23 protein-coding genes are annotated in these 21726 nt (G+C 60.4%); 5 read left to right on the forward strand and 18 right to left on the reverse strand.

Annotation, left to right across the window (positions count from 1 at the left end; genetic code table 11):
* Positions 1-1464 (reverse strand): strawberry notch-like NTP hydrolase domain-containing protein (locus A9D60_RS09575; protein ID WP_254656659.1); only part of this gene is annotated, 1464 nt, incomplete at its 3' end.
* Positions 1465-1641: 177 nt separating this feature from the next.
* Here A9D60_RS09575 and A9D60_RS09580 point away from each other — a divergent pair.
* Positions 1642-1938: a hypothetical protein gene (locus A9D60_RS09580; protein ID WP_065267374.1), complete on the forward strand. Its 297-nt coding sequence runs from the start codon at positions 1642-1644 to the stop codon at positions 1936-1938.
* 10 nt (positions 1939-1948) lie between these two features.
* Here the strand turns inward: A9D60_RS09580 and A9D60_RS09585 are convergent, their stop codons facing one another.
* The 10 genes from A9D60_RS09585 to A9D60_RS09620 form a co-directional block, all read right to left on the reverse strand.
* Positions 1949-2593: an antitoxin of toxin-antitoxin stability system gene (locus A9D60_RS09585; RefSeq protein WP_065267375.1), complete on the reverse strand. Its 645-nt coding sequence runs from the start codon at positions 2591-2593 to the stop codon at positions 1949-1951.
* Entirely contained in the window at positions 2586-3005 is a 420-nt protein-coding gene (locus A9D60_RS09590; RefSeq protein ID WP_065267376.1) for a hypothetical protein, read from the reverse strand. Before A9D60_RS09590 ends, A9D60_RS09585 begins: the two co-directional genes overlap by 8 nt.
* Positions 3006-3080: 75 nt before the next feature.
* Positions 3081-3278 (reverse strand): hypothetical protein, encoded by a 198-nt coding sequence (locus A9D60_RS25460; RefSeq protein WP_083194141.1) that lies wholly within the window; start codon positions 3276-3278, stop codon positions 3081-3083.
* Position 3279: 1 nt separating this feature from the next.
* The gene (locus tag A9D60_RS09595; protein ID WP_065267377.1) at positions 3280-3657 is read right to left on the reverse strand and encodes a DUF6915 family protein; all 378 of its coding nucleotides are present in this window, start codon (positions 3655-3657) and stop codon (positions 3280-3282) included.
* Positions 3658-3667: 10 nt separating this feature from the next.
* Entirely contained in the window at positions 3668-4159 is a 492-nt protein-coding gene (locus A9D60_RS09600; protein WP_065267378.1) for a DUF6878 family protein, read from the reverse strand.
* A 97-nt stretch (positions 4160-4256) separates the two neighbouring features.
* Positions 4257-4775, reverse strand: a complete 519-nt coding sequence (locus A9D60_RS09605; protein ID WP_065267463.1) for a DNA repair protein RadC — start codon at positions 4773-4775, stop codon at positions 4257-4259.
* Positions 4776-4871: 96 nt separating this feature from the next.
* Positions 4872-5372, reverse strand: a complete 501-nt coding sequence (locus A9D60_RS09610; protein ID WP_065267379.1) for a hypothetical protein — start codon at positions 5370-5372, stop codon at positions 4872-4874.
* A 93-nt stretch (positions 5373-5465) separates the two neighbouring features.
* Positions 5466-6665 carry a DUF932 domain-containing protein gene (locus A9D60_RS09615; protein ID WP_065267380.1) on the reverse strand — a complete coding sequence of 400 codons (1200 nt, stop codon included), beginning with the start codon at positions 6663-6665 and terminating at the stop codon, positions 5466-5468.
* Positions 6666-6799: 134 nt separating this feature from the next.
* Complete coding sequence (locus tag A9D60_RS26045; protein ID WP_175392928.1) at positions 6800-7675, reverse strand: hypothetical protein; 876 nt, start codon at positions 7673-7675, stop codon at positions 6800-6802.
* Positions 7676-8284: 609 nt separating this feature from the next.
* Positions 8285-8689: a single-stranded DNA-binding protein gene (locus A9D60_RS09620; protein WP_008335991.1), complete on the reverse strand. Its 405-nt coding sequence runs from the start codon at positions 8687-8689 to the stop codon at positions 8285-8287.
* Positions 8690-9116: 427 nt separating this feature from the next.
* On the opposite strand from A9D60_RS09620, the gene A9D60_RS09625 reads away from it, so the two are divergent.
* Both A9D60_RS09625 and A9D60_RS09630 read left to right on the forward strand, forming a co-directional pair.
* Positions 9117-9437: an H-NS histone family protein gene (locus A9D60_RS09625; protein WP_065267381.1), complete on the forward strand. Its 321-nt coding sequence runs from the start codon at positions 9117-9119 to the stop codon at positions 9435-9437.
* 276 nt (positions 9438-9713) lie between these two features.
* Positions 9714-10724: a hypothetical protein gene (locus A9D60_RS09630; protein ID WP_065267382.1), complete on the forward strand. Its 1011-nt coding sequence runs from the start codon at positions 9714-9716 to the stop codon at positions 10722-10724.
* 232 nt (positions 10725-10956) lie between these two features.
* On the opposite strand, the gene A9D60_RS26555 is transcribed toward A9D60_RS09630, so the two are convergent.
* The 7 genes from A9D60_RS26555 to A9D60_RS09665 all read right to left on the reverse strand — a co-directional run bounded on the left by A9D60_RS26555 (position 10957) and on the right by A9D60_RS09665 (position 19070).
* Complete coding sequence (locus tag A9D60_RS26555) at positions 10957-11121, reverse strand: hypothetical protein (protein WP_009574204.1); 165 nt, start codon at positions 11119-11121, stop codon at positions 10957-10959.
* Between the two features lie 389 nt (positions 11122-11510).
* Positions 11511-11984 carry a hypothetical protein gene (locus tag A9D60_RS09635; protein WP_065267383.1) on the reverse strand — a complete coding sequence of 158 codons (474 nt, stop codon included), beginning with the start codon at positions 11982-11984 and terminating at the stop codon, positions 11511-11513.
* Positions 11985-12083: 99 nt separating this feature from the next.
* Entirely contained in the window at positions 12084-14252 is a 2169-nt protein-coding gene (locus A9D60_RS09640; protein WP_065267384.1) for a ParB/RepB/Spo0J family partition protein, read from the reverse strand.
* 106 nt (positions 14253-14358) lie between these two features.
* Positions 14359-15414, reverse strand: coding sequence for a plasmid replication protein RepC (repC, locus tag A9D60_RS09645; protein WP_065267385.1), 1056 nt, complete (start codon positions 15412-15414; stop codon positions 14359-14361).
* A 240-nt stretch (positions 15415-15654) separates the two neighbouring features.
* On the reverse strand, positions 15655-16623 hold the full coding sequence (gene repB, locus A9D60_RS09655) for a plasmid partitioning protein RepB (protein WP_254656660.1): 969 nt from the start codon (positions 16621-16623) through the stop codon (positions 15655-15657).
* Positions 16623-17822: a plasmid partitioning protein RepA gene (gene repA, locus A9D60_RS09660; protein WP_065267388.1), complete on the reverse strand. Its 1200-nt coding sequence runs from the start codon at positions 17820-17822 to the stop codon at positions 16623-16625. Before repA ends, repB begins: the two co-directional genes overlap by 1 nt.
* 366 nt (positions 17823-18188) lie before the next feature.
* Positions 18189-19070 (reverse strand): recombinase family protein, encoded by an 882-nt coding sequence (locus tag A9D60_RS09665; RefSeq protein ID WP_065267389.1) that lies wholly within the window; start codon positions 19068-19070, stop codon positions 18189-18191.
* A 226-nt stretch (positions 19071-19296) separates the two neighbouring features.
* Here A9D60_RS09665 and A9D60_RS09670 point away from each other — a divergent pair, with 226 nt between their 5' ends.
* Together A9D60_RS09670 and A9D60_RS09680 are read left to right on the forward strand one after the other, a co-directional pair.
* Positions 19297-20364 (forward strand): hypothetical protein, encoded by a 1068-nt coding sequence (locus tag A9D60_RS09670; RefSeq protein ID WP_065267390.1) that lies wholly within the window; start codon positions 19297-19299, stop codon positions 20362-20364.
* Positions 20365-20559: 195 nt separating this feature from the next.
* Positions 20560-21671 (forward strand): IS3 family transposase gene (locus A9D60_RS09680; RefSeq protein ID WP_141117882.1). Its coding sequence is split into 2 segments (ribosomal slippage): positions 20560-20809 and positions 20809-21671, totalling 1113 coding nucleotides; the frame shifts between segments, so codons are not numbered across the junction.
* Positions 21672-21726: the final 55 nt, after the last annotated feature.

The following is a 21726-nucleotide window of genomic DNA, read 5'->3' on the forward strand; positions in this document are numbered from 1 at the left end:
GCCCCAAGCTGCCCCCGGCCGTCCTGCGCGTCGGACAGCAGCCCCAAGCTGCCCCCGGCCGTCCTGCGCGTCGGACAGCAGGCCGTCGCGCAGGACGGCCGGGGGCAGCTTGGGGCGGTACGTGGGTTTCGGAGGTGCGACAGAGGCCATGGCCGCCGATTGCACAAGCTTGGTCGGGTGCGATGCGGCGTCTGGGATGTCGATAGCCTGCAGACGGAAGGTCTCGTAGATCGCGTCGGACAGCCGTGCGGAGTCTTCGTCCTCGGCGGCGTCGCGGAGAGCGTAGTCCAGTTCCTCGGCCTCAATCGGCGTTTCGGGTTTCGCCATTTGAGCCGCAGAGGTCGCGCGCGATCGGCTGGTGGTTGTGTGTGTGGCGCGGGCAGGACTTCCCGGGAAGAGGGAAGAATGGAACAGACCCGCATTTACGGCCTGTTCCAGTTCGAGGCGCGGCGGAACCTCTGCAGTGACCCGCGACATCAGATGCGCCACGTCCGGAGACAGGGGCTGGCGCAGGTCGGCGGTGATGCCGCCCGGCTCGCCGCGGCGGCATTTGTCAAAGACAGAAATCCGCGTCTCGAAGCTGGTGCCGTGCTTGGCGAAAGCTGCGCCCGACACCGCGCCGGAGAACACCAGATGTGCGGTCTCGGTCAGACGGCCGAAGGTCTCGGCCCAGGCAGGCGCATCCGGCGCGAAACCGGCTCCGGTGATGGCGACGAGCCGTCCGCCGGGGGCCAGACGCGCGAGGGCCGAGCGCAGATGCCGGGCCGTCGCCTCGGTCGACCGACCATCGACATTGGCTTGGGCCGAGAAGGGCGGGTTCATCAGGATGACGCTCGGGCTTGAGGAGACATCGAGATGATCGTCGATCTGCGCGGCATCAAACCCCGTGACCGGTCGACCCGGGAACAGCAAGCGAAGAAGGTCGGCGCGGGTGTCCGCCAACTCATTCAGAGCCAGAGTGCCGCCGGCGATCTCGGCGAGGACCGCCAGGAGCCCGGTCCCGGCGGACGGTTCGAGGACCAGCTCGTGAGGCTGGACCTGTGCGGCAACCAGTGCCGCGAGTCCCATGGGCAAGGGCGTGCTGAATTGCTGAAAGCGCTCCATCTCTTCCGAGCGGCGCGTATGCGTGGGCAAGAGACCTGCCACCTTGGCGAGGATGGGCAACAGCGCCGAAGGCGAGCCCGCCCGGGCGAGAAGGGCGCGGCCGAATTTCCGCAAGAACAGAACCAGCGCCACCTCGCCGGCCTCATAGGCGAGCTTCCAGTCCCAGGCACCGGTCGCATCGGAACTGCCAAAGGCATGTTCCATCTCGCGGCGCAGGCGCAGCGCGTCGATCTGAAGCCCTTGCGCCAGATCAGGCTGCAGCGCTTCGGCAACAGCAACGATCGCAGGGGCAGGATTTGCTGCCAACGGAACAACGGGCGCAGGCAAGGACGCCTGCGCAACAGGGGCAAGATGGGTCATCGGGAATCTCCGGAATGAAGGATAGGATCAGGCCCGGACACCCTCTCTCGGGCACCTTCAGGCCTGATCTTTCCCGGCCCCTCTCTCCCTCTCGCACCAAGGCGTTCCCGATGCTTTGCTTGATTTTGTTCCTGTTATGTTCTATATTCAGAACCAAGCCAGAAAGGGGGTTCCACCATGGAAATCACCACGCACGCCCTGCCCGTAACACCCAAGCAGATTGCCTATGCGCGGTTGCTCGCCCTGCGCAACCGGACGCTCCTGCCCTGGGAGGTTCAGCAAGACCGGCGATCTTTGAGCGCTTGGATCGAGGCTCAGGCCCAGCTCAAGCCGGTATCGGACATGGACCGGCTGCCCACGTCCAAGCAGGTAGCCTTCGCTGAGAAACTCGCCCGGATCAAACGGCGCGCCGTTCCGGACGAATGCTTCCGCGACAAGGGGCTCATGTCGAAGTGGATCGACGGGAATAAGTGACTCGGCAGGATCACCCGAACCGCCGCCCTCCTTCCGTGAAAGTATACGCGTTGACGATGATTCCCTCCTCGATGGCTTGGTCCGAGGTGAGGTGGTCGTATTCGGCTTCAAGCTGGCGGTAGAGCCAGCGGGCCAGATCACGCAGCGCCTCGGTCACGACTTCTTCTGCGTCCTCAGTCGGCGGCTGCCAGGTCGCGCTGTCCCGCGTGATGTCCACCGACATGGTGTATTCATGGTAGTAGCGACCACGGTGGCTGGCCTCGGCGGCGAGCTGGTAGAAGTTCCGCCGCTGGATGGCCTGCAGCCGGTCGGCGATGCCGTGCAACGTCGCGTCCGTGGGCGCGTAGTCCCGAATGCGCGCGGCCGCGCCCTTGGCGTGGGACCAGTATCCTTCGAAACAGGCCCCGTCGCCCTGACTCCAGAACCCGGAGAACCAGATGCAGGGCTTTTGGCGCGTCCCGCCGCCCATCAGGCGGACGGGCGTGGTCTTCAGGCTGATGCCGAGTATCTCGCAGACCCGCTCGAAATCCTCATAGACCGCGTCCCACCAGTCGTCGTGGGGTCCGAGGTCGCGATACCAGGTACGCGCCTTTTCCTTGGCGGCATCCGAGAGCTCGGGGAACTGGTAGACGGTGGTGCAGATGATCTCAGGCATCGACGTCCTCCCCGTTCAGCGCCGCGACCAACCATTCTTGCGTGCTGGACCAGCCGAAGGATTTACGAGCGCCGAGATCGATGGCATGCGCGCCGCCGCCAAAGGCGTCGAGCCGCGGCCGAGAGCAGGTCAGAGCATACTGGAACCCCCAAAGGCCGGTGAGGTCGAGGTCGTCGGCGAGCCGCAGCACGAAGCGGATGACGGCTTCGACATCGCCGTGGTCGTCGTCATGGATCCAGAGGCTGCTGCCCTCGGGGGCATCCTGGTGCACGAGATCGAAGCCCGCGACAACCGGGTCGTCGGCGTCCTGATCCGCAGCGCGCAGATCCTGAAACAGCGCGATCGCGCGGGTGGCCTTGTCGGGAGTGCCGACGTCGAGCAGGCACGAGAAATGGGTGAAGTAATCCGCCATGGGGACCTCCTGAATGGGGAAGACCCGGCCAGGAGGCCGGGCGATCGATTGGGATGAAGGGGTAGTTGGGAACGATCAGCCGGTCGGCGTGTCGCCCGCCGCCTGTCGTGCGGCATGAGCGCAGAGCATCTGCCGGTAGAAGCGCTTGCGCGCCAGCCGGAGACTGCAAACAGCGCGCGTGTCGGGGTGTAGCGCCCGGACCGCCGCGCGAACCACTGCCAGTCGCGAAGCGGCCGGCGGCAAGCCAAGACGTCGATAAGTGGGATCGGTCATGTCACATGACCTCGACCACGGGCGAAGCGAGATACGGATCGACCTGTGCCTCGATCCGTTCGGTCCGACCCATCCAAGGCTCGGGCCGAATGGCCTTCACCCAATCGGCGAAGCTCGGGATGAAGCCGAGGTCCTCCTTAACATGCTGCTCGCCGACCCACCGGGTAGGGATGCTGCGTCCGGTCGAGAGCGTAAGCGTCGGACCAAAGATTGTCTCGGCCATGAAGATGCCTTCGGCATGGTGGCGCAACGCCCGGTGCCGAAAATCGGCTGTGATCTCCTTGCTCTGGTCGAACCAGGAATGCACGGCGAGGTAATCCTCTACCGTGCCGCCCCATTTCTTCACCGCAGACAGGGCGTGGTGATACGGATGTGCCATCGCCGCCCCCTCAGAAATCGTGTGTGTAGAGTTCGGACGAGGTGAAGCGCTCGTTGAACTCGAGGTGGATGGTGCGAGCGCTCGCGTCGAAGCAGAATTCGCCGTAGGCCCCGTCGTTGTTTTCCCAACCGCCATGGGCGTCGGAGAGCAAGTCGTAGGCCAGTCGCTCCACGACATCTTCGAGCGAAAGCGCCCGCATCTCGACCTCCGGGACGTCCCAGGTCAATGCGGCATAGGCGATCTCGGTCTTGGGGAAAGCAACCTCGGTCTCGCCAGCGTAGGCTTCGATGCTTTCAACCTGGCCGCTATCGCCATAGCCGTCAAAGCTCACGGTCACATGGGTGATGCCCGCGGCAGTCAGGCCATCGAAGAGGCGCTCCTTGTTGGCCGGACGCAAAGCTGCGATCCGCACGTCGCGCTCGGCCTGCCGGGCCAGCACGGCAGCGAAATCAATCCTGGACGGCGCCATCGGCGCGGCCAGGGTGGGTTCGATCTTGGACATTGGAAACTCCGGAATGAGGGAAAGGATATGAACCCCGAGGCTCTCTCTCGTACTCGTAGGTTCACATCCTCCCCTGCCCGTCTCTGACTCTTGGACGTCACGCCGCGATCTGCAGGGCGCGAGACGCGAAGGCGCGCCAGAGCGGATCGACAAGACGGGCATCGAGAAGATCGGCGTGGTGCCGCAGCCTTCGCGCGAGGCCATGTTCATGCCACTCGGCCGCCCGCATGGCCTGCGCGCGGGTCTGGCTGGCCTCGGTCACGATGGCGCGGGCTTCGGCGGCATCCGAGACCGGGTGGCACCAGGCGACCCCGCCATCACAGGTAGCGCCGGCCAGAACGAGGCGGCCCTCCCGATCGAGGATCGCCAGGATGCGCGGCGCCTCTTCAGGAGTGATATCTTCGGCGTGAACGATTGCCCCCTGCATGGCGTCGGCCAGCGTTGCAAACCGCTCCAGTACCTTGGGGTGTGCCTGCCCGGACATGAGAGCCGCGGGCACATGGCAAGCCGTCGTGAGTGCAAACGGCAAGTCTTGATCTGCAGAAACGGTCAGGAAGCTCGGCGGCAAACCTGTCTTCTGTGTTTCCGGCTGAGTTTGGAGAGTAAGGTCGAACATGGGCATATCTCCGACGGTGCGGAGAGCCTCTCTCCCCGCTTCAAACCGTCAAAGACCAAACCGCCCCCTCGGACTCTCTGTCGCTGATCGAGCCGATCATTTCGGCGTTGGTAAATCGCCCCATCGAACCCGCAAGTAGCGCCCTTCGCGCTTTGGAAGATCTTTTCGGTCGATCATCCGACCCGAGACCTGAAAATCCTCGTTGATCTTTACAACCAAGAGCTTGTTGAAATGCCCATTTGTATCGACCACAACCACATCCTTTGTCTTGAATGGCGTAATGGTCTTGACCTCGACATGATCATTGCCAAGTCTTCCGTCAGCACCCTGGGCATAGGTCTTGTTCAGCTTGATACCGTACGTGATAGCACCGAACAGCTCACCGATATCGCCGTAGACAGAGAGGTGAAGGCCGGTCTCGAGGTGATAGCCTTCCGCGAGGGACAGGAGATCCTCAAAATATGGGATCATAGACCTGATCGCGTTCGGGTATTTAGCGCCCCACTCCTTGTAGCGAAGCTGCTCGTCGATTTCCGACCAGGTAACCCATTCACCGTCATCATAAAATGCACGATCTGACCAATCAATTTCTTCCATGCGCGTACTTCCAACACCTAAACGTGTCGGGCACAGTAGCAGATCGATGAAACAGGAAAGAGACCGGAGGCGATATCGCCTCCGGTCGCCACCTCAACCAACGCGGTCGAGGAGCTTCTTGGCGCGCCCTTCCATGTCGAGCCGCGCATCCTGCTGGGTCTTGTCGCGCGCAAGCCGCGTGATGCCCTGCACGAAGTCGAAGATGCTTTCGGGCGGGCGGCCCTCTTCCATCAGTACCTTCTCGATGATCTTGCCGGATTCGGCCTTCGAGAAGCCGCGCTTGCGCAGGAAATCCGCACGATCTTCGTCGCTGCGCGCCACGATCTGCTGCCGCGCCGCTTTGATGCCGTTCACGAACCCCTGGGGCGAGGAATTGGCGAAGCGCGTCAACGCGGGCGCCGCCTCATGTGCAAAGCGCGAGGCGGCGTATTTCGAGTGGCGGATCTTGATCTCCTGGAAATCCTCGACGCCCCACAGGTTCCGGTTCTGGCACACCGCCCGCAAGTAGAAGCTCGCCATGCCGAGGGTCTTTGCCCCCACCTCGGAGTTCCAGCAGTAGAATCCCCGGAAGTAGAGGTCGGGCGAGCCGTCCGCCAGCTTGCCCGCTTCAATCGGATTGCGATCGTCGACCAGGAACAAGAAGACATCGCGGTCCGAGGCGTAGAGCGTAGTCGTGTCGCGGCTGATTTCGACATCGGGGTTGTAGACCCCGGTCGACCAATCCAGCACACCCGGCACCTTCCAGCGCGTATCGCCCGTGCCATTGCCTGCGATGCGCTGCACCGCCTCGACAAGCTCGAAGTCATGGATGCGACCGTAGTCTGGACCGGTCACGGCGCGCAGTTCGGTCCGGCCATCCGCCGTCTCGAAGGTCTTCACCTGCTCGGCACGGTGATTGGTCAAACCGTATTGCAGGTTGATCCCCGCCAGAGGCGCGGGAAGCTGCCGCAGGTAGGATGCCGGGGCACCGACGATGCTGGCAAGCTGGCCGAAGGCCCAGTGCGTGGGCGCGACCGGCTCATGCGCTTTCGGCAGGACCAAGTGCAGCCGCTCTGCACTGTCGCGCGCGGCCTCGACCCTGATATCGGCGGTCTGTACCACCCGGCTGCGGCTGCGCTCAGAGCGACCCTTCACATTGGCCCAGAGATCGTCGAGCGAGAGATACCGCTCGTCATCCGGCCGGTTGAACCATTCGGACGACACCCGCCCGTTCCGCTCGCCCCGGCTTACATCCACTTTCCAGCCACCAGCCCGCGCCGGCTGAACCGGATCCAGAACTTCCACAACGCCCATCGGCATTCCTCCGTGACAGGCGCTGGGAGCCACTCTCCCAGCCTTCAACCTGTCACCGGGAAACCGGCACTCCTTTCACTCTCGAAAGATGCTTAGAAGGCAGAAATGCGGACAATCGTAGTTCCGGGCAATCATCAGCCGTCGTCGTCTTTTCTGGAAACCCGCCCAAGTCTTGAGAGCATACGTGCCCACTCATCTACATCGGTGGAGAGCCGAGCTGCGGGTTCGGAACGTGGCTTGTGGGTTTTTTTGGCTGATTGCGAAACCGAATTGCCAGACAGGGTTCCAGATGAACGTGGGCGCTTCTTGGCGCGTGCATGTGGTTGCGGTTTCCGAGCCTTCTGAGGTTTGCTACCTGCGGTTCGTTTCTTTTGCCTAACCGGTTTTTCTTGGGAGACGCCGGATAGGGCAATCAGAAAAAAGGCAACGCGGGGAGTCCAAGGCGAACCATCAGCAGTCACACGGCCTGTTTCATTCAAATAGTGAGAAACAAGTTTGGGCCCCACGATCCCCTTCTTGGCGAAATCTTCGAGTACAGAACGTAGTGTTCCTGACACTTTGGCAGTTCCGCCGCTTCCTGACCCAAAGTGCCTCCTCTCGGATGGCAAAATCTCTGAAACATCACCGGGAATTATACTAGGGTCGATATCCTTTTCCAGCGCTTCGAAGTCGACCAGCCGGTCCCCGTTGACAACGGTAGTATCTTCAAGTGACTGCGGGTGGAGAAATGAGAACGTCTCTTTACGGCGACTGACAAGGTCACCTTCAACCAAAAGCGGCTGGTCACAGTAGATGAAAAAACGATATTTCTGATGATTTTGGCTTGAAAGGTCTTCGACGTGAACTTCCATCCCGAAGTCGGCAAAGTGGACTTCAACCACCACCGCAAGCTTCCAGGAATCTCGTCTCTTTTTCCGACCTACAGGTAGTATTCTCTGGTCGATCTTTTGTTCGGCACTGAGAATATCTTTGATTTCAGCAACTGGTCTTCTGGAGGGGCGAGCACGCACAGAGCCAGAGGCGGGGCGCCCGTTGTCCGTGCAAGGGTGCTTTGCCCAAGGCTTTCCGAGTTCATCAAAGAAGACACGACTACCGTTTTCATTAGCATAAAAATAGACGGGCTGACCGCAGACTGGGCAGGATGCATTGGGATTAACGAAGCAGCGAGAGTAGCTTGTTGCGCCGTAGCCTTTCAGCGTCTGCGTCGCTTGGTGCTTTTCATACTCGGAATAGGCCGGCCGAAGTGGCTTTATTACTGGCGCAGCGTTGGCGCCTCCACCGTTTCGGTTGCCGCCGCCAACGCACCACCCGCATGTGCACCAAGGGTAATGATTGTGTCCGGTCAATTTGGCACCAATATTCCAATACTAGTTGCAGTGAATTGTCTCAATAACGCACATTTCTGTAGTCCCCTTCCCCAGTTTCTATCAGCCTGGGATCTTCTATCAAGGCGACGTAGCCTTCCACCAAGTCCAATGTTTGGCTTGGGCTGCGAAGCGGACGAATGCGCGTGCAGTTACATCCGTCCCGGCGAGGGCACTTTGTGCTCTAAGCCGCTTCGCGGCAATCCCGCAAACCCGGCGGTCTAACCCGCCGGGCTCGAGGGGAGACCCCGTTCCTCAGAACGGGATCTCGTCGTCGCGGTCGACCAGCTCGGGGTTTTCGTTCTCGGCCGACTTCGGGCGGCTCAGGAAGTCGACCTTCTCGGCGATGATCTCGCAGCCGTAGCGGTCGTTCCCCATGCTGTCGATCCATTTGGTGTAGTGGATGCGGCCGTGGACGAGGACCTTCATGCCCTTTTCGCAATGCTCGGCGACCGTCTTGCCGAGACCGTTGAAGCAGGTGATGCGGTGCCATTCGGTGTCCATGACCCGGTAGCCGTTCTCGTCGCGCATCACACGGCCTTCCGAGAGGCGGGGACGCGAGGTGGCGAGGCTGAAGTTGGTGATCTTGGTGCCGCTCTGGGTGGTGCGGACTTCGGGGGTCTGACCGATGTTGCCGGCGAGGATGACGATGTTCTGCATGATAAGCTCCTGTGTTTCCTGTCTTCGGGACCGTCCCTTCGACAAGACCCTGAAAAAGCCCGTCGGGCGACGCGTGCACGGTGGACAGCATGGACACCGGACACCCCCAGAGGACCGGGGTGGAGCGGGCAGGACGCCAACGGCGGCCAACACGGCCCGGACTGACGCGGGGTTGCGCGCAGGAGACCAAACGGGATTAGGGGATTGTCAGTCGAAGGGATGGCCCAAGAGACAGAGAGATGCGGGGAGCCCATGCCAGACCATGTCCCCTTGCCAATCGGACTGTTTGACCCAAAGCCCAGCACCCCACCAGCGGCCAAAGTGGCTATCACCAGCTCTCGTCGCACTGCCCTTGCCTGCTAGGAAATGCAGGGCCCTGCCGCGAAATGCTATAGATACCGGAACATTCAAGACCCGGCACGCACCAATGGCTGATTACAATCTCGCGGCACTGTCGCTCGGCGAGCTGACGAAAATTCAGGAGGACGTCGCCAAGGCGATCTCCACCCATCAAGATTGGCAGAAGGCAGAAGCCCGCGCCTTAGATGAAGCTCTTGCCCAGAACCAGGGCTACTACCTCGCCGAAATTGTCGGCTCCAAAACGAAAACAGCGCATTCGCCAGAAACGGCGAGATACCAGCATTCTGAGCATCCAGCACCCACCTGGTCTGGCCGACGTCGCAAACCGCGGTGGTTCGTGAAGGCATTGGTGGTCGGCAACATCGCAAGTGAGGCAACAATACGTTGAGGGAATTAGCGACGCGATGGCCCCTTTTCTGACATCGACGCGGGGAACTGCTGGTTATCAGTTTCTGTGCGTCTTACCTGACCAAGGCAGCGCCACAACTGGCCGCTTGCCCGCGCCTGCTGGCCATCGTCCACCGGCGCGAACCTCCCGAAACCCTCTATATTTGAAATGACTGGAGCGTACTGCTCGGAGAAAATGAGCAAGCGATGCCTCGGCGTTTGACAGGATGGCCGGGCCGGGCAAACCTCACTTCATTGAGGGAATAGGTAGGGTTGTATGTTAAGCGAAAATGCATATCGGGACAGCGTCCGAGAGAGGGACCTAGACAACTTTCTGGTCGAAGAGCTTTCGTCCTCCGACGACTTTCGCGACTGGCTTCTGAGCCGCATCACGGCTGATTTCCTGCCGCCGGAGACCGGAGATATTCGCGTGCGCAAGAGCCCTGTCCGCGCCAGCCTCGACGGTCGGCAAACCGATGTAGAGTTGGGCTGGTTCTCCCGCGGCGATCAGCAAGCCTGTGTGCTACTGGAGAGCAAGGTCGCCGACAACTTCCAAACCGGCCAAGCCGAGTCATATTTCGGCGAGGTCCAGGCGCAGCTACTCAAGCTGGGGCCTAAGAGGGCGGCCGCCGTGCTCGTCGCCCCGGCCGGTAAGATGCCAAGCTTACAGCACAACGGCGCGTTCGCGGCAGATGTCACGATCGAGGAGATCATCGCTTTCCTGGAAAGCCGGCTTTTGGATCTCGACGAAGGGGAGCTGTCTCGGCGGCTATCAGTGAGGATCGAACTCCTGGAGGCCCTAGCCGGGAAACGGGCGTCGGGTGGCTGGGTGGCGAGCACCGTGGCCGAGAAGAAGGACTTCGGGATCGCCTACGAGCAGTTGGCATCGGAAATCCTGCCCGATTTGAAGGTTCGGCCTTCGACTGATGGCCCCAAGGCGACCACACGCATCTTCGAAGCAATGCATATCTCGGCGCTTCCCAACATGAGGCTACGGCACGAATTTGGAAAACAAGAAGCCTGGAAGTACACTAACGTCCAGTTCCCGAAGCAGGCAAATCGAGTCGCGGTGTTGCGTTCAAGCGCGCTGCTGCGGGGGACCTCTTATCAAGTGGAAACCGCAGGGCAGAGCCTCTCCATTCGCGCCAGGACGCCCGGCGTGAACCCGATGCGCCCCTTCGAGGACGAACAAGACAAGGTCGAGGCGGGTCTCATCGCGACCCGGGACCTTTTGGCATGGATCCGGGCCAATGCGGCCGAGATCGCGCGCCTTCTTGAGACCAACTGAGCCGTCTCCACCGTCGCTTGGTCAGTCGTTTTCGCGCAAACGCTCGACATAGTAGGGGACACGAACGATGGAGAGGTCACGATGGAAGGCAATGCGATCAGGGAGCATCACGGTTCACACCGGGTCGCATACCGACGTTCTTAGGATCGGCATCGCCGATCTCTTTGTCGGTGATAGGACAAGGGGCGCACCTGCACCGCGCACGGGGCCCAAAGGAGGTGAGGCCAAGGCCTCACCCGAAGGGATCGTATTCCGAGACGATCACAACCTCGTCTCCGTCGATTTCATCAGCGGGGACGGCGCCATAGGTTCCATCACCGGCCTGGAAGACGACGATCGAGACCATGAGCGTGGCGGCGAGGGAGGCGGCGAAGGCGTGTGCATCTTTGCGGGACATCTGTTTGGCTCCTGCTTGGAGGCGGAGGACCATCCCCCGCGCGACAGGACCCCGCGGGCCCGAAGACTGGCTGACATCACCGGGTGCGTTCGGCTCGTCCGAATCCACCCGGCGGCACGGGCTCGCCCGTAGTCCGACCCCTCGCGGGTTGATCTCGAAGACGGGATTCGGGGCAAGGAAGGGAATGGCGAGCGGGGGATGGTGCGACCGCAGACTGGAGCCGGGTGTCCCGCTGATGCTTTCGCTGCCTGCCAGCCTCCCGGGCAGGCTCTTGGGTGAAGACCTCCTTCCGTGTTGGATTGGATCCTATGGTGCCCCGCGATCTCGCGGGACAGAGTCGTGATGGGTGAGAGGCCCGCGCTTTGGCGGGCCCCTTGGATTCTACAGGCTCAGGCGGCAAGTTCCGCGTCCCCTGCCCTACCGGCATCTTCTTCGCCGACAATCTCCAGCCGCGCGTTGCGATAGCCTWCCCTGGCGATCCAGAGCTCGGCGGCCGTGAGGGACTCGGCCAAATGCAGCAGCTCCGTGCAGCCGCCGAAATCCAGCAGGACACGCACCTGCCCGGGCTGTGGTTCCTCAGCAACCTCGAAGGTTAAGGCGCTATCCGCCGAATGCGTCCGCATGATCGTCACGAGAATGACCCCGTTCGAAGAGAAATTCCCCTCGTGCAGCGTAAACGACGCCGGCGCCGTCCAGGTCGGATAGGGTCGCGGCGGCTCCTTCTTGACGAGACGGCCGACGCCGTTCGAACGCTCCCAGGCGGCGAGCTTCTTCGTGAACCGTGCGGGCGGTTTCGGTGTGCTATCGGTGTAGCGAATGAGCGCGCCCAGGGGCGCGGTGTCGAGAATGGTGGTTGCAGACATGATTCCTCATCCTGAATGCGTCACCTTGCATTCATCTTATTGATATTGTTGTGTTTTATGTAATTGAGGGCGGGTTTCCCCGCCCTCGGATGGCGCGGATCACTCCGCGGCCATCATCGAAGCCTCAGTGCTCGGCAAGTCCGCCGTAAGGAAGGCGGGCAGATCGACATCTTCGGCCTGCTCGGCGTCGGAAACAGGTTCAGACGCCCCCTGCCCTTCCACACCGTCGAGTTCTGCCAGATCGTGACGGCGAAGAACCTCCGGCAGCCAGCCGATGCCTTTCAGCAGACGCTCCGCTTCGGTCACCATCTCACCCTTCTTCAGGTGATCGAGAAGTTGCGCCGTCCCCTCCCCTTTCGCCTCGCGCACGGCCTCGAGGATCCGGGCCTTGGGCACGCGGTTCAGGTAGGTATCGGCCGTCGGCTCCCAACCCGCCTCGACCATGTCGAGTTCGACCGCCTGTGCGACCAAGTCGGACTGGTTCATCCGCTTGGTCAAACCGCTGGCGGAGATACCAGCACCATAGGGGTTCACTTTCTCATGGAGCGCGTTGATCCCGAAGCTGAGGCAATGCGCGAGCAGGCACAGCCGGCTCGCCTGATCGAGGGACGCCAGGTAATCCCAGAGTGCGGCATCGTCGCCGAGCGGCAGGTCGGCTTCCCACTCGGCGTGACGATCGTCTACCAGCTTGGCCACCACGCTGTCCTTCAGATCGCTCGCCTGCGCGGACATGTAGACGTGACGTACCGAGGCCTCGAGGCAGCTGCCGGCCGAACTGGACGTCCGGAAGGTGTCATTGACCAGCTTCAGGAGCAGCAGCGTCAGCGCGACGTCGGGGGAGCGCCCGACAGCTTCGCGCAGTGCCAATGTCCGGTGCGCCGTCAGCTCCATGACCAGCCGCTCGGGCAAGGGCTTCACCGCACCATCGTCCTCCTCGTCGGGCACGTTGGCGCCAAGCGCCTGACCAGCAGAGGTGATCACCGTGCCATGGCCGACACCATCCACGCTGCTCGCCGCTGAAAGCTCAGCGCCCTGCCCGTCTGCTGCCTGTTCACCGCTGTGGACGTCGACGTCTGCCCTTGGCTCATCCTCGGGCCGCACAAAGCCCCGATAAACGGCAAGCTCGCCATAGCGGTCAAGCGTCACGAAAGCCCCTGCCCGTGCGATCTCCTCCGCGTCGAAAATCAGCGGCCGTGCCTCGAGCTTCTCCATCGCGACTTCCAACTGACCAAGACGCGCGTCGATCTCTTCGGGGAAATCATCCTGACCCTCGTATTCCTCTTCGAGCGCCCGGTACTCGGCAAGCAGCTTGGCATGGGCCGCGCCTTCGTCATCCGTCATCGGCGCCGGGTCTCCGCTCAGCCGCCGCAAACCGTGGCTGTAGCCATAGGGCAGGTCGAGAGAGACCTCGATCCACCTCCAACCTTCGGTCGCAATGGCTTCGGCTTCAGCCTGAAGCTTTTCGCTGACCAAACGATCGAGCAGGGCAGGGTCTTCCAACCAGCCGCCGTCATCGCCCTGGAAAAGGTCATGCAACATGGTGCCACCAGCCGTCTCGTACGCCTCGACCCCGACAAAGACGGCCCGACGGTCAGAGGCGCGTACCGAGGTTTCCGTCAGCATGCGCCGGATCTGATAGGGCTCCTTGTTCCACGACGACTTGATCGCCTCCCAGACCTGAATCTGACGCTCGTGGTCCGGATTGACCGTGAAGGCCATCAACTGTTCCAGCGTCATCTCGTCCTCGGCATAGAGCTCGAGCAGGGCAGGGGCCACGGCGGCGAGTTTCAGGCGCTGTTTGACCACCTGCGGCGTGACGAAGAAGGCGGCCGCAATCTCTTCGTCGCCTTGACCCTTCTCCCGCAGTGCCACGAAGGCCCGGAACTGATCGAGCGGATGCAGGGAAACGCGCTGCATGTTCTCAGCGAGCGAGTCATCTTCGGCGAGGATCGTGGACCTGGCATCCCGTACGATGCAGGGAATGGGCGTCGTCTTGGCCAAGCGTTTCTGCTTCACGAGGATAGACAGGGCCTGGAAGCGCCGACCGCCAGCGGGGATTTCGAACTTGCCGGTCTCGGACCCATCATCCGCCAGAACGGGCCGAACGCTCAGGCTCTGCAGCAACCCGCGGCGGGCGATGTCTTCGGCCAGTTCCTCGACCGAGATGCCGGCCTTGATGCGCCGGACGTTGGACTGGCTCAGCACGAGCTTGTCGAAGGGAATGTCCCGGGACGGGGACAGGGTGACTTTCTGGGCAGATTTCGCCATCAGATCTTCTCCGCGACGGGCGCCGGAAGCCACTCTCCCGATCTCACTTCCCGTCACCCCTTTCACAGCCCATCTCTACCTCTCGACATGTCCACCGCGGTGGACATCACGCAGTTGCTGCCCCAGAACGAGAAAGCCTCTCCAACAACAGTGATGGGTTGAAGTCAGTTTCTCTGCGACCGAGCGTGATGCTGTGGAAATACGCTCCAAAGTCTCGGATGCGATTGCTCATTTGGAGAATTATGAAGATGGCGCATGATGCTTTTTGAGAGCCTATCTTCCTAGCAGCCTTTTCGAAGGTGCTTTCGTGGATTCCCATCATTGGAGCGAGCGTTCTCGCGTGGCTTTCGACATCGTGCCAGTTCCTAAGTGAGTTCGTTGCGAACGATGTAGCTTGATCACAAACGGTTGTGAGCGTTTCCAGGGGAAGTGTTTGGCTGTTGGTCCCGCTTTCTAAATCTTTTTGTTCTTTTTTAGACTTAGAATGGTGGCGGACAGTTTGCCCGTCATTGGCGGGCAGTTTCATTGTTTCTGGTGCGTCCACCGCGGTGGACATCTGTTTGCATTGAGCCTCCAGTTCGCCGAGCAAAGCACGATACTCCGCGATCGAGAGCTTCCTCCGAAGAACTCGGCGTACCTGATGAGTGAGTTCGTTCTCGGGGTCAGCTTCGTCGATCTGAGCAAGTTTGGTTAGGATTTGCTTTCGCAAAAACACGCGATCCCGACGAGCGTTTTCCATCGCTTGGGCTGTCGCAAGTAGTTCGCCGGCACGCGCGAGCAACGGAGCCAGCGACAACCCATAGCTAATGGACTGACCTTCGGAGGACTTCACTCGGTATCTCTTGCGATTTGGGCTGTCGTGGCGCTTCATGAAACCGAGTTCAACAAAGCGATCGATGTGCCTACGGAGGGTTCGTTCATCGATCCCGCCAACTCGACGGCAGATCTCGTCGTTGGAAGCGAAGACTGTGTCTCCATGCCCAGGCTTGAGAAAGCTCAGCATCGCTTGGAGCGTTTGAACATGTCCTGGACGGAGACCGAATAGGCTGCGAGTATCTCTGAGCGCACGGAAGACTGCCCAGATGTCGGTTTCAGGTGTTGACGTGGCGGGGGTGCCCTTGCCGACGCCAAAGGTCTGAACGGAAAGCTTTGTGAATGCCATGTTTGTTGAACGACGACCGTTGCGGCCCACAACTTCCCCGGCTCTTCCCGCTGTTTTTGGCGAGAAAAGACAACAATAAGACGTCCACCGAATCGGTGACTCTTGACCGGTATGTCGGAGATTGCTACATCACAGGTGCTAATCAGATGATGAGGGCTCTCCGGGGGAAACCTTGGGGGGCTCTTTTCTTTTTGGTCTTCGCCTTTCTCCTCTGCTCGTGTTTTTGGTTATGACCGGGGATCAGCTCCCCGAGCCTCTCTCATTCTGCCATTGTTCAAAAAGCTGTCGCAGCGTGGTTTCCGCGCGCTCTTCGAGCCATTGGCCGAATTCCGGGTTGTCCTTGCGGGTGATCTTGATAGCGATCGACTTGCCATCGACTGAAAGTGTGCCGACAGGGCTACCACTATTGTCTTTTACCACGGTCGTTTGGCCACGGGCGCTTTGGTTGGCTGCGCCACGCGCCTTGCTGGAGCAAGCAACATAGACGGCTTGAAACTTGTCCGAGCTTGGAGTGGTGTCAGGCAGAGAGGCAAGTGTCTCACGCGCAATGTCGACAAGCGGAACCTTCTCTGAAAGTGCAGCAAGATCACCCCATTGGCGTCGACCTACGCCATGAGCCGGGCCGATAAGCCGGACAAGTTCGTCAGGCAGCTGCTCGATGACTACACGATGGTTCGACACACCTTGCCGGGTAAGGCCTAGGGCGTCCTGAATGACGCCAGGCTTGTAACCGGCCTCCTGCATCTCTTTGATAAAAAGAGATTTTTCAATGAAGGACGGATCCAGCCGCAGGTTGTTTTCCTGACCTTGCGCGATCAGAGAAGCATCATCATCGAGCGTTCGAACGATCGCTTTGACGGTTCCACCAGCTCTTCGAATGGCTGCAAGTCTGCGACGCCCGTAGATGATGCGGTATCGATCCGGTTGGTCAGAGGGGCGAACCATGATCGGCACTTGCTGACCATGCTTGCGAATGCTTTCGGCGAGATCTTCAATGCTACTATCTTCCAGGATCAGGCGATCCCGGAGACCATCCATATCGATCCGGTCGGGTTCGATATCTCGGATTGAGTTGGCAGTGATTTCCCGGAGAGAATCCCGCAATCCGCCAACCGAGCCAGGTAGCTTCGAGGATTTGACCGGGGCAGGGGAGGGGGCTGCCGACTCTTTCTCGTCTTTCGGTGGCTGGTTGAAGATATTTCGAGCCATCAGCGACGCCCCCATGCCATTTGGATTGTCTGCTCCAGCTCATCGGCAACGCTGTTCACGCTGGTCAAAGCCCGATCAATGGTCTTCCGAATGAGCTGGCTCGGGTCTACCTCATAGATGGTTTGCTGAGTCATGCCGGCGTCAGAAATGGCTGTCGACTTCAGCATCGGTTCAGTCATGACTTGGCCCGCAAGGATTGAACGTAGGTACCCGGCCATTTGCGTTTGTGGTCCGTCCGACGGCTCGTAGCGTGTGATCAGGAACTTTACGAAGTCCCAAGTGACATGTCGTCCAATCGCCTCTTCGACGGCTTTGACCGTTTCCGAAGCGAGTTTGAGGAACTGGCTCATCGAAGCGATGTCGAGCATGCCGGGGACGACCGTCACAAGTAAGCCGGTGGACGCTGCCAATGCTGTCAATGTCAGGAAGCCCAACTGCGGAGGGCAATCGATCAGCACGATGTCATAGTCTGAGTCGACTTCCTCTAGCGCCAGAGCAAGACGCTCTGCAAAAATCGGCTGAACCCTGCGCGCAAGGGCATTCGCTGTCTCGGTTTCGTACTCGGACAACATCAAGCCAGCCGGGACCATGTCGAGCTTGTGGAAGTATGTTTTCTGGATGACCTCCGAGAGCGGAACCTGATCATCGTATCTCAATGCGTCGTAGATTGTGCCGCCTTCGGCAAATTCGAGCTCAGGCCGGAAGCCGAAAAATGTCGTCAAACTGGCTTGCGGGTCGAGGTCCAGCACAAGCACGCGGTAGCCACGCAGGGCATACCTGTGTGCCAAATGGATCGTCGCTGTTGTCTTCGAGCTGCCGCCTTTGAAATTCACGACCGAAATGACCTGAAGACGGTCGCCGTCTCGGCGGCCAGGTCTGTACGCGTCAGCATTTTTTCCTGTCCGCGCCAAAATGCTGCGGAGGTCGTCAACTTCTTCGGCCGTGTAGAACCTATGACCGCGACCGTCAGTGTGAACTTCTGGGAAGCTGCCATCTTTGTGGCGGTTGCGCAGGTTCGACGTACTAACGCGCAGCACCTCGGCGACCTCGGTCGAGCTGAAGCGGCGCAAGGACTTGCGCTCTTCTGGCTCGAACGCAACTTTCATCTGCCGGTCAAGCGACTCAGCAAGACTGTCTGCGAATGCTCCGATGTCGGAAGAGCCTATGCCTTGCGCGTAGCCCGTATTTCGATCATCCATGTTCTGCCGCCTCTCATGGCCTTTGCTAAGGCTCTTTGTCGTTCTGACGGTCGAAGCCACGTCTGACGCGTTTTGCCGTCAGAATGGAAATGCCACGAACATCTGAGTCCGGCAAGAAGAATCTAGATGTAGTGGAAAAGTTATCCACAGCACCAATTTGGTCGCGCGGGGCTTGCGCTAGATAACGCATTGATTGCCAACGATAAAGTCCGTGTCTGGCGAAGCCGACACCATTCGAGATATTTTCTGCTCGCGCGAACTAACCCCAAGGCATTGTTGGATATTTACGTGGTTTTCGTCCAATTGAGGCGATGATTCTGGAAGATTTAGGCCGAGCGAACAGAGTGGTTTGCCGACCATTAGCGCCTACAAAAGGCCGAGGCGCTCTGCACGCTCCAGCAGCATTCTTACTGAGGAAGGCTGCCAGCTGGTTCGACCGCGAGGGGTGCGCTCACGCATGGATTCGAGTCGGTCGCAGATTGCCTGCAAGGTGATCTCGGGGTCAGCACCTTTGATTGCGGCGACAATCGCAGGCAGGCGATCGTCGGTTTCGCGACGTCCAGCGCGTCCAAGCACTTCAGCGGGCAGGAATCCGTCCCCCACGTATGCCTTCACGGCGCGGAGCAAACGGCTTTGGGTCCAGTGGCGGTCGTGGGGCAGGGGAGCATTGATGATACGCAGCACGTCTTCCCAGGCCATATCCGGCCGCAGGCGGCGTACATGGGGCACCCAATCCTGCGCTGTCTCGTTCAAGCGCTCCATGTAGCCGTCCTGTCGTGCCAACCGCACCTTGCGCAGCGCTTCAGGGTCCTTGGCGCGAAGACCTGGGTTGCCGCCGACGCGGCCCTTTGAGCGTGCCGAGGCAAGTCCGGCTTTGGTACGCTCGCGGATCAGAGCGCGTTCGAACTCAGCCGCAGCGCCCAGAACCTGCAACGTGAACTTGCCCTGGGGCGAGGCAGTGTCAATCGGGTCCTGGAGCGAGCGGAAGAACGCCCCCTTGCCCTCCAGTCTTTCGATCACCTCAAGCAAGTGCGACAAAGACCGCGCAAGCCGGTCGATCCGCACGACGACCAGCGTGTCGCCCTTGCCAATCCGCTCCAGCACACGTGCAAGCACGGGCCGCACGCGATTGCCGCCCGAGGCGTGCTCTTCAAAGATCTCGGCGCATCCCGCAGACTGCAGTGCCTCAGACTGGGGCAGGGGGGTCTGATCCTCGGTGGAGACGCGCGCATAGCCAATCAGGGGCATGAAACCGGGCCGTTTGCAATTTAATATATCGCTAATAAACGACCGTTTGTAAACGAATGCAAGTAGATGCTCTCTCGTCGCGCTCGTCCAGAAACCCTTGGTTTCCTTGCGCTGAGCGCGATCTGAGAGGTTCCACCGGCAGTCGCGCGCGCATACTATATAAAGAGCGAAGGCAACCGCCACAAAGTCACTTGGGTAATGTGCAAAAGAGCAGTATTTTGCACATATGAAGACTCCAAAATCTGATTTGACTGATGATTTCAATGACCCCCTCATCACCATCGAGGAGGATGAAGAGGCTCACGAAGAGGATCTCTGGTTTCTGCCGGGACCATTCGAAGAAGAACCGGATGATTTGCCTCCCGGGCCACGGGCGGAACCGCCCGACACTGCTGTCATCGAAGACTGGGCAAAGGCAGAGGGCGTTCACGCTGCGCGACTGGCACGGGTCGCTGGACGCCTGGGTGCTCTGGATGACCGGCTGCTGCGTGGCCCGGAAGGCTGGCGGCATCGCCTCGCTCTTATCGAGGCAGCGGACCTTAGCTGGTTCGCAGGGGATCGGGTGAGTTCTGATCGTCTGGCGCTTTGGATATCGATGCGGCTGTCAGGTGCACAGGATGACCCAAATGCCCTGGCAAGAGTTGGATGGGCTGTTCGGCGCCTGACAGGCGGTCCCGGACCGAAGGCTGACTTGGCCGCCTTCCTGGATCGCCGCGATCCCGAGAACATTGAAGGCAGCGCTGAGCGTTTCGAAGATCGCGCGGGCGGATGGTTGGACGTAATGGCTGCAGCAGCCGAGCTCCACCCGATCACGCGGGCTTGCATGGGCTTTCATCTCTGGAGCCTGGCCGGCCTCGGACAGCACGATGACCAGATGGAAGCCGCCGTCGCCGCGTCCCGGATCGCGGCCAGCGATGGAAGCGGCGCCATCTTCGCACCGCTCGCCATGGGCGGGGCAGGGGGGCTGCGTGTTTCGGGCTTGCCGCCCGAACGTTTGGCCCGCTGGCTGGATGGGATGAACAGCGCAATTCTAACGGCGATGCGCCATCTAGATGGTACCCAAACATGGAGTGTTCGGGCGGAAGGAGCCATGTCTCAGCTTTCGGGCAGAACTCCGGCCGCTCTTCGGTCTGTGTTGACAGAGTGGCCTTTGGTGTCGGCCCCGATGGCGGAGGCCCTAACTGGCGCAAGTCGCGCGGCTGTTCAAAGGAACCTCGCATGGATGGAAGAGCGAGGCCTGATCCGAGAAGTGACGCAAAAAGGACGATTCAGAATGTGGCGGATAAAGGACTAGACCGTTGTGATCAGATCCAGCGACAGGGACCTTCTCGGTTCATTGAGGGATGAGCGCTTGCCGCCAATACTTACGTTCATCGATGCCGCCAAACGGTCGTGGTTTGAACATCGACCTAAGTGTTTTGGTCATGACCTGCTCCCCCAAAAAGTCCGCGATTTGGGGTTAGTCTGTTCCTTGTAAAGGAGACGGACGATGAAGCGATCAAGGTTCACGGAAGAACAGATCATTGGCATTTTGAAGGAGCACCAGGCCGGGCTTGGAGCGAAGGATCTGTGTCGCAAGCACGGTGTCAGCGATGCGACCTTCTATAAATGGCGGGCGAAGTTTGGCGGCATGGAAGTGTCGGATGCGAAGAAGCTGAAGGCGCTGGAGGCCGAGAACGCCAAGCTAAAGAAGCTGCTGGCCGAGCAGATGATGGATGTCTCGACGCTGAAGGAGATGCTGGGAAAAAACTTCTAAGGCCCGGTGCGCGGCGTCGCGCCGTGGATTGGGCCATGACACAGAAGGGATACCGGCAGCGACGGGCCTGCGCTTTGGTAGGAATTGATCCGCGTGTGTATCGACGACCGCCAGCGCGATCGGAGGATACTGATCTGCGGAACCGACTGAAGGATCTGTCGTCGGAACGGCGACGCTTCGGCTATCGGCGGCTGCATCTTCTGCTGCGGCGCGAGGGCTGGTCGGTGAACTGGAAGAAGCTGTATCGCATCTACAAGGAGGAAGGCCTCACCGTGCGCAAACGTGGTGGCCGAAAGCGCGCCTTGGGCACCAGAGCGCCGATGGCCATCCCGCAGGGGCCGAACCAGCGGTGGAGCCTGGACTTCGTATCCGACAGCCTGTCCTGCGGCCGCCGGTTCCGGATATTGAACGTGATCGATGACTTCAGCCGGGAGTGTCTGGCGGCCGTTGTCGACACGTCACTGTCGGGCATCCGTGTCGGTCGCGAGTTGGATAAGATCGCCGAGGTAAGAGGCTATCCCTGCATGGTGGTCAGCGACAACGGGACTGAGCTGACCAGCAATGCGATCCTGAAGTGGCAGGAGGACCGCAAGGTCGAGTGGCACTACATCGCCCCAGGCAAGCCTATGCAGAACGGGTTCGTTGAATCTTTCAATGGCCGGATGCGCGATGAACTCCTGAACGAACATCTCTTCGAAACCCTGCGCCATGCCCGCAATTTAGTGGCGGCATGGCGCGATGACTTCAACCACCGCCGCCCGCACTCAAGCCTCGCTGGCCTGACACCGCACGAATATGCTAACCGGTCAAACGAAGACCAAAACTCGAACAGAGCTAACTCATAAATGAGGACTCTCTGGGGAGCAGCTCAGTCAGAATCGCTCTGTGTGATCCGGCAAC

The sequence above is a fragment of the Leisingera sp. JC1 genome, assembly GCF_001679925.1.
GTDB lineage: Bacteria > Pseudomonadota > Alphaproteobacteria > Rhodobacterales > Rhodobacteraceae > Leisingera.